We start from the raw sequence: 14196 nt of genomic DNA, 5'->3' as shown, positions 1-14196 counted from the left end.
TTGTCATAGGGGCGGCAGGCAGGGCTTCCCAAGCCAACCAGAAGTTGGCGCCCGCGCTGGCAAACAACCCCGATGGCGGCCGGGTCATGGCGGCGATGATTGCCGACTATAGTCTTGTCACCCCATCCAACCAAACGGAGCACAACGTGGTATTTGAAATGGCCCACATCGAAATTCTTGCCGGCAAGCAGGGCGAGTTTGAAGCCGCTGTCCAGCAAGCCCTGCCGCTGTTTGCGCGCGCCAAAGGCTGCCACGGCGCCGAACTGCATCACATCGTCGAGCGCGACACCAGCTACGTGCTGCTCGTGCGCTGGAACACCGTGCAAGACCATATGGTCAGCTTTCGGGAGTCCGACGATTTCCAGGAATGGCGCAAGCTGGTGGGGCCGTTCTTCGCCAAGGCGCCGGAAGTGGTGCACTCGGAGGTGGCCGTAAAGTAATCGGCCCGCCCGACGCGTTCGCGCCCTCACAGGCACGAGATGCACGCTGCAATGCACGATCGGCGTATCCACATCTCGTGCCATGCCACGGCGGCCGCCTCATCTGCCGGCTCGGCCCTGCGGCCTGAGCACCCCATCAGACTTCTTTTGCATTTGTTTGCAGTCCGCCCTTGAGGGCCGGGTCCAATGGCACGGTAAAGATGCCCCCGATGCTGCCGTTAGCTGGGAATATCGGCAGCACGCGGCAACTGGCGCGGGCGCCTTTGCAATCCGTTCGCAACTCGTTCGCAACCGCCCCCACGGCTCCAGCCCAACCGCCCGCCAGACGCCCCACCACTCCGTTCATGTCTTCTGAAACGTCGATGGACAGGCGCTTCGGCATCAGCGTCGCTATCGTCCTCGTTCCGGTGTTGTCGTTGTCGTGCTGGCTGCTGGGCTACGCATGGCTGGCCTACGGCCGCGCCGACGACGCCGCTCGCAGCGTGCGGGCGCTGCGCATAACGCTGCTGGCCATGGAGAAGGTCTCGGCCGAACGCGGTCCGACCAACGGCCTGCTGGGTGAAGACCTGCCGGTGCCGGCCGAACGCCACGCCGCCCTCCAGCGCATGCGTGCCACCAGCGACGAACACGTCGCCCAGTTACTCAATGCCCTGGGCCCAGAGCCCTGCCCTGGCTGCGAAGCCGACCTTGACGCGGCGCGGCGCGCCCAGACCCACCTCGCCGCGGCTCGCGCCAACATTGACCGGCTGACCGCCCTGCCCCTGCGCTCACGCAGCAGCGACGATCTGGCCGATGGCGTGAACCGCATGATCGCGGTCATCCCCGAATTCCTGCCCATCGTCAATGCGCGCACCGCCAACATCACGCGTGGCGACTCCGACGTGCTCAATTACCTCACGCTGGCGCGGCTGGCAGCCGATCTGCGTGAATACGCCGGCCAGCTCGGCTCTCGCTTTACCGGTGCGTTGGCCATGCACCGCACGCTCACGTTTGAAGAGCAGCTCACCATCGAACGCACGCACGGTCGCATCGACCAATTGCGCAGCATGATCGAGGCTCGCGTGGGCGCGCATTCGGCCCTGAACCGGCAGGCCTTGGCCGCGCTCGGCACGTTGTATTTCAGCGATGGGCTGCGCTACGTGGCTGCCGTGCGCGCCAGCGCCAGCCAGCCCGGCGGCGTCGATATCAGCCCCGCCGCATTCGCCGAACGCTACGTGCCGACCATGCGCGCCATCACGGATTTCCGTGACAACGTGCTGCGCCTGGCAGATGACGACATCCGCGAGCACCGGCGCGCCATGCTGCTCGTCCTCATCGGTTCGGCCGCAGCGGTGCTGTCGGTGCTGGGTGCGCTGGCATGGATGACGATTTCGTTCCGCCGCAACGTGGTGGGGCCGTTCGCCAAAGCCACGCGGCTGATCGACGGAATTGCGCGTGGCAACCTGAGCATGCACATCCCGACCGGCTTTGCGCGGCGCGAGATCCGCGCGATGTTTGAGGCGATCCGCGTGCTGCGCATCAACAGCATCGAGCGCCGCAGGCTGGAGCTTGAGCGCGCGCACCTGATGCGGGAGCTCGCGCGCATGGCCGAAACCGACCCGCTCACCCAACTGCTCAACCGCCGTGCCTTTGAAGACCGCGCCGAGGCGATGTGCAAGTCGCCGCAGCCCAAGGCGCCGCTCATCGCGCTCGTCATGTTCGACATCGACCACTTCAAGCGCATCAACGATACGTACGGCCATGCCGCGGGGGATGAGGCGCTGCGCACCGTTGCCGGCCTGTGCCGCGCTGAAGGCCCATCCGCCGACATGGTGGCGCGCATCGGCGGGGAGGAATTTGCGGTGATGGTGTGGGCAGACAGCCTGGCGCAGGCGCGTGCGCTAGCCGAGCATTTGCGCCATCGCATTGCCGAGGTCACGGTACCAACCGGCACCGACCTGTCCTGCCGCATGACGGCCAGCTTTGGGGTGGCGATAGCGCGCGCAGCGGATGGCCCCGAGCTGGAATCGCTATTGCGGCGGGCTGACCATCTGCTCTATGCCGCCAAGCTCGCGGGGCGCAACTGCGTGATGACGGATCCGCCGTCGGCATCGTCGGATCGGTCGGCTGTGGCCGGCTGAAGCGTGCCGCACGGGAAATGGGCAGCAACCATGCCGCGATGCTGCACCGCCGCAGCGTTTTTTCTGCGACACGGGCTGCTCGCAAGCCTAGCGTGGCAAGCTCTCATCCACCCACTCCATCACACGCGGGAGCCGACGATGCCGCAAGACCGCCACCTGACCCTCTACCACTCGCCACGCAGCCGCTCGCGGGGGGTGCGCATGCTGCTCGAAGAACTCGGCGCCGACTATGCGCTGCACGCCTTTGACCTGAGCGCGGGGCAGCACAAGACGCCAGAGTTTCTCGCCATCAACCCACTGGGCAAGGTACCGGCACTGCGCCATGGCGATGAAGTCATCACCGAGCAAGTGGCGGTGTATCTGTATGCGGCAGAGCTGTATCCGGAAGCCGGGCTGTCACCGGCAGTGGGCGATCCGCTGCGTGGCGCGTATCTACGCTGGATGGCGTTTTACGGCGCGTGCTTCGAGCCAGCCATTGTGGATCGCTCAATGAAGCGCGAACCGGCCGCGTATTCGCTCTCGCCGTATGGCAACTTTGACACCATGCTGGGCGCGCTGACGGCGCAACTGGAGAAAGGCCCTTACCTGCTGGGCGAACGCTTTACAGCGGCCGATGTGCTGTGGGGTGCGGCGCTGGGCTGGACGACGACGTTCAAGCTCATCCCTGAAACGCCGCTGGTGCGTGGGTACATTGACCGCGTAACGGCGCGCCCGGCCATGCAACGCGCCCAAGCGGCCGACCTCGCGCTTGCGCAAGAACAGGACAAGGCCAAGGCAGCAAGTGCCCCGGCCCAGTAACGCTTGTTGCTTAATGCGACAGGCGGAACTGCCCCACCGCCTCGTTGAGGTTGTGGGCCTGTTCCTCAAGCGATTCCGCGGCGGCAGCCGCCTGCTCCACCAGCGCGGCGTTCTGCTGCGTGACCTGATCCATCTGGTTGACGGCCTGGTTAACCTGCTCGATGCCGCTGCTCTGCTCTTCCGACGCAGACGAAATCTCGCCCATGATGTCGGTCACGCGCTTTACCGCATCCACGATTTCGGCCATCGTCACACCGGCCTGATCAACCAGCGCCGTGCCGTTGCTCACGCGATCCACCGAGTCGCTGATCAGCGCCTTGATTTCCTTCGCGGCACCGGCTGAGCGCTGCGCCAGGCTGCGTACTTCGCTGGCCACCACGGCAAAGCCGCGGCCTTGTTCACCGGCGCGTGCGGCTTCCACCGCAGCGTTCAGCGCCAGGATGTTGGTCTGAAACGCGATGCTTTCGATCACGCCGATGATGTCTGCAATCTTCTTGCTGCTTTCGTTGATGCCGCCCATGGTCTGTACGACCTGGCCGACCACGTTGCCGCCGCGCGTGGCCACGTCCGATGCCGTCACCGCCAGCGTGCTGGCCTGACGCGCGTTGTCGGCGTTCTGCTTCACGATGCTTGTGAGTTCTTCCATGCTCGACGCGGTTTCTTCCAGCGAGCTGGCCTGCTCTTCCGTGCGTTGCGAGAGGTCAGCATTGCCTGCAGCAATCTCCTGCGCGGCCGAGCGCACCGAGTCGCTACCCAGTCGGATCTGCTGCATCACTGTTGTGAGCTTGTCGGCAAAGGTGTTGAACGAGCGGGCGATCTGCGCGACTTCGTCTTCGCCGTCCGACGGCAGACGCTTGGTGAGGTCACCGCTGCCCGAACCGATGTCGTCCATCGCATCGCGGATCGTCGACAGGCGGCGGAATGCGCGCGAGGTCATTGCACCCACGATCAGCGCAGCCACGATGGCCACGCCCACCAGCGCACCGGCAGAGGTCATCACCAGTGAACGCATGCCCGCGGTGGCGTCAGTCTTGTCCAGCGCCACGATAAGGCCCCAGTCGGTGCCCGTCACGCTCTGACGCCAGAGCAGCTTGGGGGCGCCGTCGATGGTCACTTCCGTCAGCTTGTCAGCCTGACCCACCGCAACCAGCGTGCTTTCATTCAGCCCGGCAGACAGGTCAGTTGCAGGCTTGAGCGTGAGCTTGTCATTTGAATGCGCGACGATCTTGCCGGCCGCGTTAACGAGGAAACCGAAGCTGGCCGGCGTCGGATGGATGGCCTTGACGTTGGCGATCACGCTGTCCATCGCCACATCGCCGCCGATCACGCCCTTGAGGCTGCCATCCTGCAGGATGGGCACCGCAAACGTCACCACCAGTTTGCCGGTGCTGGCGCTCACGTACGGCGGCGTCACGACCGGCTTGCCGGCGTCCACGGCCTGCTTGTACCAGGGGCGTGCCGTCGGGTCATAGGTGCTGGGAATGCCGTCCGGGTTCGAGAATTTGTACGACTTATCGGGAAAGCCGACATAGATGTTGATGAAACCGCCGGCCTGATGCACGGCCTTGAACACGGGCACGGGATCCGCAGAAAGCGCTACGTCCTGCAGCGACACGACCATCTGTGTCTTGGCGGCCACCCATTCGTCAATGGTCGAAACCCGGCCACGCACAATGGCTTGCATGCTCTGGCGGGTCGACTCCTCGTTATACGAACGGGTGACGAGATAGTTCAGGCCACCAGCGAAGGTCAATGCGCCGACCACGATGGCAACGCAGGTTAGCAAAATGCGAGTACGGATGGATGCAAGCACAGTATCGTTTCCTAAAGCCCACGGCGGCGGTTCCGCCATGTAAGGCATGCGGCACTCGGCCCTGTCGGCCTGCCGTGGCACAAGAAACGGCCGTCATAAGAAATTCTTAAGGCTGATATCGTTTTCGCTTCACGGCGATGTCGGGTTGCCGTGGCAGGTAACCTCTACAATCGCCGGTCGCTACGCTGCTCATGTCGGGCAGGCTCCACTTGAAAAAAAGGAATGCGCATGAAAACCAAAGCCGCCATCGCCTGGAAAGCCGGTGCGCCTCTCACCGTGGAAGAAGTCGACTTGCAAGGCCCGCGCGCCGGCGAGGTGCTGGTCGAGATCAAAGCCACCGGCATCTGCCATACCGATTACTACACGCTCTCGGGTGCGGACCCGGAGGGCATCTTCCCGGCGATCCTCGGCCATGAGGGTGCGGGCGTGGTGCTGGAAGTGGGCGCGGGTGTAACGTCGCTCAAGGCTGGCGACCACGTGATCCCGCTGTACACGCCCGAATGCCGCCAGTGCAAGTTCTGCCTGTCGCGCAAGACCAACCTGTGCCAGGCAATCCGCGCCACGCAAGGCAAGGGGCTGATGCCGGACGGCACCTCGCGCTTCTCGCTCGACGGCAAACCGCTGTTCCACTACATGGGCACATCCACGTTTGCCAACCACATCGTGGTGCCGGAAATTGCGCTGGCCAAGATCCGCCCGGATGCACCGTTCGACAAGGTCTGCTACATCGGCTGCGGCGTCACGACCGGCGTGGGCGCGGTGGTCTACACGGCCAAGGTGGAACCCGGCGCCAACGTGGTGGTGTTCGGCTTGGGCGGCATCGGCCTGAACGTGATCCAGGGTGCCAAGATGGTCGGCGCCGACAAGATCATCGGCGTCGATCTGAACCCTGCGCGCGAAGCCATGGCGCGCAAATTCGGCATGACGCACTTCATCAACCCGAACGATGTCGACAATGTGGTCGACCACATCGTGCAGCTCACCGATGGCGGCGCGGACTACTCGTTCGAATGCATCGGCAACACGAAAGTCATGCGTCAGGCGCTGGAGTGCACCCACAAGGGCTGGGGCCAGTCGATCATCATCGGCGTGGCCGAAGCCGGCGCGGAGATCAGCACGCGCCCGTTCCAGCTCGTCACCGGGCGCGAGTGGAAGGGTTCGGCTTTCGGTGGCGCACGCGGCCGCACCGATGTGCCGAAGATCGTCGACTGGTACATGGAGGGCAAGCTCAACATCGACGACCTCATCACGCACACGCTGCCGCTGGAGCGTATCAACGAGGGCTTCGACCTGATGAAGCGCGGCGAGTCGATCCGCTCGGTCGTGCTGTACTGATCCTGGAAGATGGAGCCACGCAATGACGATCCCGGTACCGGCACTTGAACTGACTTCTGAACACGCCTGCTTTGGCGGCGTGCAGCGCTTTTATCGGCATGCCTCGACAGCGATCGGGCTGCCGATGCGCTTCTCGGTCTTCCTGCCGCCGCAGGCGTTGGCGGGCACACGCTGCCCTGCGCTCTTTTATCTGGCCGGATTGACCTGCACGGAAGAGACCTTCGCCATCAAGGCCGGCGCGCAACGCGTGGCAGCGCGCGAGGGCCTGATCCTGATTGCGCCCGACACCAGCCCGCGCGACGCCAACATCCCCGGCGAAACCGACAACTGGGATTTCGGCATCGCTGCCGGTTTCTACCTGGACGCCACGCAGGCGCCATGGCGCGAGCACTACCGTATGGAGAGCTATATCGCCGATGAGCTGCATCACATCGCGCGGGTGGCCTTTCCAGTGGCCGCCGGGCGCATCGGCATCTTCGGGCACTCGATGGGCGGCCACGGCGCGTTGACGCTGGCGCTGCGCCACCGGGAGCGCTTCGCTTCAGTCTCAGCGTTTGCGCCCATCGCGCATCCGTCTGTCTGCCCGTGGGGCATCAAGGCGTTCACGGGGTATCTCGGTGACGATCGCTCCGCGTGGGCCGCGCACGACGCCACGCAACTGATGCGGCAGGCGCAGTGCCCGTTCCCGGACGGCATTCTCATCGATCAGGGCGAGGCCGACAAATTCCTGGCCGAGCAGCTGTATCCGGACGACTTTGCCGCCGCGTGCGCCGCAGCCGGGCAGCCGTTGCGACTGCGCCGCCACCCGGGCTACGACCACGGCTACTACTTTATCCAGGCCTTCATCGAAGACCACCTGCTGCACCACGCAGCACAACTGCGCTAGCGGCTGCCTGCGCCTGCGCTGCCACCGGCCGCGCCCCCAGCACTACCGGCGCCGCCCACACCTGCGGCGCCGGCTCCGTTACCGCCGCCACCCGGTGCGCCAACCATACCGCCTGCGCCCGGTGCGCCCGGCGTGCCCGTGCCCGGCGCACCCACACCAGGACTGCCCGATCCCGGCCCCATGGCGTTTCCGCTGGGCGACGAGGGCATGACCGTTCCGGTCGAATCATTCGCGTTGCCGCCCGACCCGCTGTTCGAAGGCGACGTGCTCCGTGAACGCGGCTGCGTGCCGGCAGCGTTGCGATTGCGCGAGGCGTCGCGGCCGCCGTTGGCGCTGGCGTCGGTGGCAGTCGACCCCGTGGCGGCGGCCCCGGCAGCGGTTCCACCGGCTGGCGGCATGGCGCCGCCATCGGCCGTGCTATTTGATCTGGCGGCGCCCGACTGGGCGTGCGCCACACCAGCGCCGCCTGCCAGCGCCAGCGCGATCACAAGAGAAGATGCGCGGAAAAACTTCATCAATGACTCCTTAAGAGTTGAAACGTACCCTCTCAAGGCAGCAAGGCCCGTTCCGACGTCACGTGATTCGTTCCCTGCGTCAAGAAGGGTATATGGGGGGGTATATGGCGGGATATTTGCTTGAGCCCGTGCGTCAAAATGCGGGTGTCCGCACTCAGCTATACATTCAACTGTGTATGTATAATCGCCAGCCCGGTTGTCGGTGCTCTGTCGTGTGCGTATCCTGCACCGCGACCATGCCGCCAGCCCGACGATGGAGCTGTTCAACGTGAAATTTCCCTTCCTGCTGCCGCGGTCATGGCGCGCAGCGGGCGACACCCCCGCCACCCAGGCCACCCAGGCCGCCCCGGTCGCGCAGCCCCTGCCAGGCGATCCCGATGCCTGGATTGCGTGCGAGCACTGCGACACCCTGCATCGGCACGAGGTCATCGCGCTCGATGAAGAGGCGCATTGCACGCGCTGCGGCGTCAAGCTGTACCGCAACCAGAGCGAGCGGCTCTCGGTGCTGCTGCCGCTGGTGGTGACGGGCATCATCGTCTACATCGTCGCCAACATCTTTCCGATTGCCGAGATGGACGGCGGCGGCAACCGCCACGCCACCACGCTGTGGGGCGCCATCGTGGCGCTGTACGACTACGGCATGCTTTTCGCCGCTGTGCTGGTGGCGCTCACCACGGTGCTCTTCCCGCTGATGTACATGTCGGTGCTGGCGCCGCTGCTGATCGCGCGGTTGCGCGGGCGACAGCATCCGGCCGCTGCACTCGTGCTGCGCGCGGCGGCGTTGATCCGCCCGTGGGCCATGGTCGAAATTTTCATGCTGGGCGTGGTGGTGGCGCTGATCAAGGTGGCGCGCATGGTATCGCTCGAGGCCGATGCGGGCCTGTGGGCATTTGCCGCGCTCACGGTGTTCCTGACGGTGGCACTGTCGATCGACCTGCGCCCGTTCTGGCGCGAGATCGGATTGACGCTGCCGCCGGGCTCACAAGTCGACGCGCCCACCGGCATGGACACCGCCGCCCGCCCCGGCGAGGACCGCTCATGAACAGCGCCGCCACCTCCGCACCTGCCGAACCGGATCAACAGGCCCGCCCGCTGCGGGCCGCCGCACGCGGCCTGGTGACCTGCGAGCGCTGCGGCCTGCTGGCGCGCATGCCCCAGGCCAAAGCCGCCACGCAAGCGGTGCTCGCGCACGAAGATGCGCCCGACGACACCACCGCTGCGCCGGTCTGCCCGCGCTGCATGTCGCCCGTGCACGTACGCAAACCCGACAGCCTGGCGCGCTGCTGGGCACTGCTGATTGCGGCGGCGGCCATGTACCTGCCCGCCAACCTGCTGCCCGTGATGATTACCGACACGCTGCTCGGCACGCAACAAGACACCATCATGAGCGGCATTGTCTACCTGTGGACGTCGGGCTCGTGGCACCTGGCCATCATCGTGTTCATTGCCAGCTTTCTGGTGCCACTGGCCAAGCTCGGCATCCTGGCGGTGCTGTGCCTGTCGGTGCAGCAGCGCTGGCGCTGGAAACCGCGCCTGCGCACGCGCATGTATGTGCTGGTCGAGATCATCGGCCGATGGTCAATGCTCGATGTATTTGTGGTGACGCTGCTGGCAGGTCTTGTGCATCTTTCAACGCTGGCCGTCATCAAACCTGGCCCCGGTGTCGGCCCGTTTGCCGCCGTGGTGGTGCTGACCATGTTCGCCGCCCGCTGTTTTGATCCCCGCCTGATCTGGGACGTCATCGACGAGCCCGACCCCGAAGAGACTGACGCATGACCGACCCCGTTGATAAAGAAAACGTCCCAGCGCCGCGCCGCACGAAGCGCAAACGCTGGCTGCCCTCGCTGATCTGGCTCGTGCCGATCGTGGCGCTCGCGGTGGGTGCCACGCTCATGGCGCGCGTGATCCTGGCGCGCGGCGCGCAGGTGAGCGTCACCTTCAGCTCGGCCGAGGGGATCGAAGCGGACAAGACACGCGTGAAGTACAAGAGTGTCGATATTGGCGTAGTCAAGGCCGTGGGCCTCACGGAAGACCGCTCGGGCGCCGTGGTGCTGATCGAACTCACGCACGATGGCAAGGCCTTCGCGGCGTCCGATACGCGCTTCTGGGTGGTGCGCCCCCGCGTGGCGGCAGGCAGCATCTCGGGGCTGGGCACGCTGCTCTCGGGGGCCTACATTGGCGTGGACGGCGGCCGCTCGCAAGAGAAGAAATCCACCTTCAAGGGCCTGGATACGCCGCCAGCCATTTCCTCCGATGCGCCGGGCAAGCAGTACAAGCTGCACGCGCCCGATATCGGCTCGCTCGACATCGGCTCGCCGGTGTACTTCCGCCGCGTGCGCGTGGGCCAGGTCACCGCGTACGACATCGACGCCGACGGCAAGGGCGTGACGCTGCACATCTTCGTGAACGCGCCGTTCGACAAGTTCATCGCGCGCGGCACCCGCTTCTGGAACGCCAGCGGCATTGACTTGAAACTCGATGCCAACGGGCTGAAGGTTGACACGCAATCGCTGCTGACGGTTGTACTGGGCGGCATCGCCTTCCAGACGCCAGAAGAGGCCGATCATGATCCGGCGGCCTCCGACGCCGAATTCCCGCTGGTACGCAACGAAGCCATGGCGCTGAAGGACCCCGAGCACATCTCGCAAACGGTGGTGATGTACTTCCACCGCTCGCTGCGTGGGCTCACGGTCGGCGCGCCGGTGGAGTTCAAGGGCATCAACGTGGGCGAGATCAAGTCCATCAGCATCCACTACAGCAAGAAGCGCCACGAGTTCGTGCTGCCGGTAACGGCCACGCTGTACCCGACGCGCTTCGGCATGGACATCCGCGAAGACAACCCGCAGCACGCGGTGGAAGACGTCCGCGCCCAGTTCGATGTGCTGGTCAAGAACGGCATGCGCGCGCAGTTGAAGAGCGCGAGCCTGCTGACGGGCCAGCAGTTCGTGCAGCTCGACTTCATCGACCCGGCCGACCGCGAGAAAACACCACCGCGCTTCGGTCTGCGCGATCACGACGGCACATACGTCTTCCCGACCGCCGACAACCCGACCGACGACATCGAAGCGCAGATTGCCGGCATCGCCAAGAAGCTCAACAAGGTGCCGTTCGAGCAGATCGGGCAGGACGTCCACCGCACGCTGACCACGCTCGATGCCACGCTCAAGCAGACCGAGCAACTGGCCAAGACCGTCAACACCGATCTCGCGCCGCAGATGAAGGAAACGCTGGCCGAAGCGCGCCGCACGCTCGATTCTGCGCGCCAGGCCTTTTCAGACGACGCGCCGCTGCAGCGCAACGCGCGCGACACGCTGGAACAAGTGGCCAAGGCCGCCGCATCTGTGCGCGTGCTGACCGACTATCTGGACCGCCACCCGGAAGCGCTGATCCGCGGCAAGGCAAAGGACGCGCAATGATGCCGATGCAAACGACGATGCTGTCTTCTTCTCTTCGCCTGGCGGGCGCCGCTGCTGTGGCTGCTCTGGTTGCAGCGTGCGCCTCGCCGGAGCCGACGCTGCATACGCTGTCGGTACGCCCCGAGGCAACGGACACCGGCCGCTTCCAGCGTGCCTTCCGCCTCTCGGGTGTGCGTGTGCCCGACCGCCTGGATAAGCCACAGATCGTGCTGCGCACGTCTGACAGCGAAGTGGTGGCACTTGAGCATCAACGCTGGGCCGCGCCGTTCGGTGCGGAACTGCGCGATGCGCTATCCGCAAATCTGGCGACAACGCTGTCTGCCGTAGACGTGGGAAATGCCGCCGCCCCGGGGGGCGTGCCGCTCTACCGCATCGGCGCTGAAATGCGCAGCTACGATGCGCGGCCCGGCCGGGGCGTGACAGCGCTGGTGACGTGGCGCGTATCGCGCGATCCGGCCACGCAAGGTGCAACGCCCGTGACACCTGTAACGCCTGCGGCCCTCACCTGCCAGACGACGCTCGGGCTCCCGGTAAGTGCGCAACCTGCAGGTGCGGATGCAAACACAGGGGTGAGTGCGGTGGTGTCGTCCACGCAGCGTCTCGTGCAACTGTGGTCGCAACAGATTGCGCAGAGCGTGCAGGGGCTGGAATCGCCTGCCGCCGTGCCGGCGTGGTGCCGGTAAGCCGATCGATCAGCGCTCGGCCAGTTGCTGCGTGAGCTGGCCGAGCGTGGCCAGTGCGGCTTCCAGGTTGGCCGAAGGCGGCAACCCGAAACAGATCCGGAAGTAGTGGTCGAAGCGGTTCAGGTTCGAGAACATCGTCCCCGGCGCAATGCGAATGCCCCGCGCCAGCGCCGCATCGAACAACGCTACCGACGAGACGTTGGCCGGCAATTCCACCCACATCGCCAAACCTCCTGCCGGCACCGACAACCGCGTGCCCGCGGGAAAGCATCCCGCAATCGATTCGGCCATGCGCTCACGCTGCTCGCGCAACGTCTGACGCAACGTGCGCAGGTGCCGGTCATACGCCCCCGACGCGATAAAGCGCCCCGCCAGCACCTGCGACCAGGAATCGTTCGGCCGCGACTGCGCAAACTTCAGCATCTGCACACGCTCCTGCCAGCGGCCGGCAGCCATCCAGCCCAAGCGCAAGCCGGGTGCCAACACCTTGCTCAATGACGCGCAATAGATGACGTTGCCGGTGCGGTCCCACGCCTTGAGCGCCTTGAGCGGCGTGGCGCTGTCGGCCAGCGGGCTGTACGTGTCGTCTTCAATGAGGGCGATGCGGTTGGCATCGCAAAAGGCAGCCATCCGCCGCTTGGCCGCGTCAGGCATGATGCTGCCGAGCGGATTCTGCAGGTTGGGCACCACCACCACGGCGCGGATGTTGCCGTACGCCTGCACTGCCATCTCCAGCGCTTCGAGCGACATGCCGGTCCGCGGGCTGGTAGGAATTTCCACGGCGCGCAGCCCCAGGCTTTCCAGCACCTGAAGCAGCCCGTAGTACGTGGGGGACTCCACCGCCACCGTATCGCCCGGCTGCGCGACCGCGCGCAAAGCCAGGTTGACCGCCTCGATACAACCGTGGGTAGCGATCACGTCATCGGGTGCAATCTGCATGCCCATATCGAGCGCGCGACGCGCCACGGCGGTCTGCAACTCGGGATGGCCGGTCGGGATGACCGACTGCGTGAGCAGCAACGGATACCGGCGCAGCAGTTGCGACGCAATCCGGTTAAGTGCCGCCGACGGATACAACGTCGCCGCCCCACTCGCCCCCGACAGGTCAACGTGCACGGCAGCCTGCTGCCCACGCGCCACGATGGCCGACACGCGCGCATGCACGCCCACGTAAGCCGCCGGATCGGGTGTCGAAAGCTCGGGCTCCTTCACGGGCGCCAGCAAAGCGCGGCGCGGCTGGCGCACGAAATAGCCGGAGCGCTCACGCGCTTCGAGCCAGCCCTCCGTCTCCAGATGCCGGCAGACCTGCAGCGCGGTCGAGAGGCTTACCGCGTGCGTGCGCATCAGCATGCGCACCGATGGCATGCGCTCGCCCGGCGCCAGCACACCACTGCGGATCGCGCCGCGGTAATGGTCGGCAAGCGTCCGATACAGCGGCTGCGCGGGCGGGGAAGTCAACTCGGTGACGGACATGGCAGACAGAGGCGGCGGGAGGCGACAGCGACAGACAACAACAGGCAGCGGGGGAGCGCTGTCCGACCCATCATGCCGGCAAGTCCGCAACCGCAACAGATACAGACAGCGGAAAACTGTACCGCAACAGATCGTCACGCGGGCGCGGCTGTTGCGCTGCACATTACCGGTTCTGTGTCTGTTGGTGCGGGCGCCGCCTGCTTACGTTGAAGCCATGTTCAGGAGATCGACATGACGGCAACGACACCCGCATCCGAACCCGAATGGCTGGCGCTTGGCGCCGGACAGACCGGCCTGCACTGGCTGCCCGCCGGAACCACGCTAGTGGCATTGGAAGGCGGCTTGCGCCTCGAACCGCCCTCGCGCGGGGTCACAGCGCTGCACTACACGCTGGGCGCGGGCCATGCGCATGTGCTGGACGCCTCCGGCTGGTGGCGCTTGCATGCCGATACGCGCAGCGGTGCGCACCTGCGCGTTGTCGCGCCGGCCTCTGGCGCAGCACGCCCAACATGGCCGGCAATGTGGGGTTGGCTGGCCAACTGGGTTCAGCCGCGCCAGACATCGCGCGGCTGAAGTGATGGCAGCTACCCGTTAGCACCGCTCGCCCGGTTTGGGTTGCGGCGTGTGCGGGCGCTTCCCGTCGTCCGAGTGGATCGACGCGCTCTCGAAGTCGCCAGGGTCTTCTTCTCCGACTCCGCTTTCGCTGGGGACGGCTGG

Annotated in this window: 14 protein-coding genes; 10 read left to right on the top strand and 4 right to left on the bottom strand. The window is 65.7% G+C overall.

Annotated elements, in window-relative coordinates; translation table 11 throughout:
• The first annotated feature begins 158 nt into the window (after positions 1–158).
• Positions 159–440, top strand: coding sequence for an antibiotic biosynthesis monooxygenase (locus tag PSUB009319_RS08335; protein ID WP_124381935.1), 282 nt, complete (start codon positions 159–161; stop codon positions 438–440).
• Between the two features lie 136 nt (positions 441–576).
• Here PSUB009319_RS08335 and PSUB009319_RS08330 read toward each other — a convergent pair whose 3' ends face one another.
• Positions 577–822 carry a hypothetical protein gene (locus tag PSUB009319_RS08330; protein WP_124381769.1) on the bottom strand — a complete coding sequence of 82 codons (246 nt, stop codon included), beginning with the start codon at positions 820–822 and terminating at the stop codon, positions 577–579.
• Between PSUB009319_RS08330 and PSUB009319_RS08325 the strand changes: the two genes are divergently transcribed.
• Both PSUB009319_RS08325 and PSUB009319_RS08320 read left to right on the top strand, forming a co-directional pair.
• Positions 803–2560, top strand: coding sequence for a GGDEF domain-containing protein (locus PSUB009319_RS08325; RefSeq protein ID WP_124381768.1), 1758 nt, complete (start codon positions 803–805; stop codon positions 2558–2560). The genes PSUB009319_RS08330 and PSUB009319_RS08325 overlap by 20 nt on opposite strands.
• Before the next feature lie 138 nt (positions 2561–2698).
• Positions 2699–3358, top strand: coding sequence for a glutathione S-transferase family protein (locus PSUB009319_RS08320; protein WP_124381767.1), 660 nt, complete (start codon positions 2699–2701; stop codon positions 3356–3358).
• A gap of 10 nt (positions 3359–3368) precedes the next feature.
• Here PSUB009319_RS08320 and PSUB009319_RS08315 read toward each other — a convergent pair whose 3' ends face one another.
• Complete coding sequence (locus PSUB009319_RS08315; RefSeq protein WP_124381766.1) at positions 3369–5171, bottom strand: methyl-accepting chemotaxis protein; 1803 nt, start codon at positions 5169–5171, stop codon at positions 3369–3371.
• 228 nt (positions 5172–5399) lie between these two features.
• Between PSUB009319_RS08315 and PSUB009319_RS08310 the strand changes: the two genes are divergently transcribed.
• The gene (locus tag PSUB009319_RS08310) at positions 5400–6506 is read left to right on the top strand and encodes an S-(hydroxymethyl)glutathione dehydrogenase/class III alcohol dehydrogenase (protein WP_124381765.1); all 1107 of its coding nucleotides are present in this window, start codon (positions 5400–5402) and stop codon (positions 6504–6506) included.
• A 22-nt stretch (positions 6507–6528) separates the two neighbouring features.
• On the top strand, positions 6529–7392 hold the full coding sequence (gene fghA, locus PSUB009319_RS08305; RefSeq protein WP_124381764.1) for an S-formylglutathione hydrolase: 864 nt from the start codon (positions 6529–6531) through the stop codon (positions 7390–7392).
• On the opposite strand, the gene PSUB009319_RS08300 is transcribed toward fghA, so the two are convergent.
• Positions 7389–7907 (bottom strand): hypothetical protein, encoded by a 519-nt coding sequence (locus PSUB009319_RS08300; protein ID WP_124381763.1) that lies wholly within the window; start codon positions 7905–7907, stop codon positions 7389–7391. The genes fghA and PSUB009319_RS08300 overlap by 4 nt on opposite strands.
• A gap of 253 nt (positions 7908–8160) precedes the next feature.
• On the opposite strand from PSUB009319_RS08300, the gene PSUB009319_RS08295 reads away from it, so the two are divergent.
• The 4 genes from PSUB009319_RS08295 to PSUB009319_RS08280 are packed head-to-tail and all read left to right on the top strand — an operon-like array spanning position 8161 to position 12006.
• Positions 8161–8949, top strand: coding sequence for a paraquat-inducible protein A (locus PSUB009319_RS08295; protein ID WP_124381934.1), 789 nt, complete (start codon positions 8161–8163; stop codon positions 8947–8949).
• Positions 8946–9683, top strand: coding sequence for a paraquat-inducible protein A (locus tag PSUB009319_RS08290; RefSeq protein WP_124381762.1), 738 nt, complete (start codon positions 8946–8948; stop codon positions 9681–9683). Before PSUB009319_RS08295 ends, PSUB009319_RS08290 begins: the two co-directional genes overlap by 4 nt.
• Positions 9680–11323, top strand: a complete 1644-nt coding sequence (locus PSUB009319_RS08285; RefSeq protein WP_124381761.1) for an intermembrane transport protein PqiB — start codon at positions 9680–9682, stop codon at positions 11321–11323. The genes PSUB009319_RS08290 and PSUB009319_RS08285 overlap by 4 nt, the downstream gene beginning before the upstream one ends.
• Complete coding sequence (locus PSUB009319_RS08280) at positions 11320–12006, top strand: membrane integrity-associated transporter subunit PqiC (RefSeq protein ID WP_124381760.1); 687 nt, start codon at positions 11320–11322, stop codon at positions 12004–12006. Before PSUB009319_RS08285 ends, PSUB009319_RS08280 begins: the two co-directional genes overlap by 4 nt.
• Positions 12007–12015: 9 nt before the next feature.
• Here PSUB009319_RS08280 and PSUB009319_RS08275 read toward each other — a convergent pair whose 3' ends face one another.
• A complete protein-coding gene (locus PSUB009319_RS08275; RefSeq protein WP_124381759.1) occupies positions 12016–13479 on the bottom strand; it encodes a PLP-dependent aminotransferase family protein in 1464 nt (487 codons plus the stop codon).
• A 231-nt stretch (positions 13480–13710) separates the two neighbouring features.
• Here PSUB009319_RS08275 and PSUB009319_RS08270 point away from each other — a divergent pair, with 231 nt between their 5' ends.
• Positions 13711–14052: a hypothetical protein gene (locus PSUB009319_RS08270; protein ID WP_124381758.1), complete on the top strand. Its 342-nt coding sequence runs from the start codon at positions 13711–13713 to the stop codon at positions 14050–14052.
• The last annotated feature ends 144 nt before the right edge of the window (positions 14053–14196 follow it).

The sequence above is a fragment of the Ralstonia sp. SET104 genome, assembly GCF_003851545.1.
GTDB lineage: Bacteria > Pseudomonadota > Gammaproteobacteria > Burkholderiales > Burkholderiaceae > Ralstonia.
This window is presented reverse-complemented; position numbering and strand designations above follow the sequence as displayed.

What these genes read in the sequence shown, in the direction of transcription:
- PSUB009319_RS08335 (WP_124381935.1), top strand. Translation starts at nt 159, where the DNA reads ATGGCCCACATCGAAATTCTTGCCGGCAAGCAGGGCGAGTTTGAAGCC.
- PSUB009319_RS08325 (WP_124381768.1), top strand. Translation starts at nt 803, where the DNA reads ATGGACAGGCGCTTCGGCATCAGCGTCGCTATCGTCCTCGTTCCGGTG.
- PSUB009319_RS08330 (WP_124381769.1), bottom strand. Translation starts at nt 822, where the DNA reads ATGCCGAAGCGCCTGTCCATCGACGTTTCAGAAGACATGAACGGAGTG.
- PSUB009319_RS08320 (WP_124381767.1), top strand. Translation starts at nt 2,699, where the DNA reads ATGCCGCAAGACCGCCACCTGACCCTCTACCACTCGCCACGCAGCCGC.
- PSUB009319_RS08310 (WP_124381765.1), top strand. Translation starts at nt 5,400, where the DNA reads ATGAAAACCAAAGCCGCCATCGCCTGGAAAGCCGGTGCGCCTCTCACC.
- fghA (WP_124381764.1), top strand. Translation starts at nt 6,529, where the DNA reads ATGACGATCCCGGTACCGGCACTTGAACTGACTTCTGAACACGCCTGC.
- PSUB009319_RS08300 (WP_124381763.1), bottom strand. Translation starts at nt 7,907, where the DNA reads ATGAAGTTTTTCCGCGCATCTTCTCTTGTGATCGCGCTGGCGCTGGCA.
- PSUB009319_RS08295 (WP_124381934.1), top strand. Translation starts at nt 8,161, where the DNA reads ATGGAGCTGTTCAACGTGAAATTTCCCTTCCTGCTGCCGCGGTCATGG.
- PSUB009319_RS08290 (WP_124381762.1), top strand. Translation starts at nt 8,946, where the DNA reads ATGAACAGCGCCGCCACCTCCGCACCTGCCGAACCGGATCAACAGGCC.
- PSUB009319_RS08285 (WP_124381761.1), top strand. Translation starts at nt 9,680, where the DNA reads ATGACCGACCCCGTTGATAAAGAAAACGTCCCAGCGCCGCGCCGCACG.
- PSUB009319_RS08280 (WP_124381760.1), top strand. Translation starts at nt 11,320, where the DNA reads ATGATGCCGATGCAAACGACGATGCTGTCTTCTTCTCTTCGCCTGGCG.
- PSUB009319_RS08275 (WP_124381759.1), bottom strand. Translation starts at nt 13,479, where the DNA reads ATGTCCGTCACCGAGTTGACTTCCCCGCCCGCGCAGCCGCTGTATCGG.
- PSUB009319_RS08270 (WP_124381758.1), top strand. Translation starts at nt 13,711, where the DNA reads ATGACGGCAACGACACCCGCATCCGAACCCGAATGGCTGGCGCTTGGC.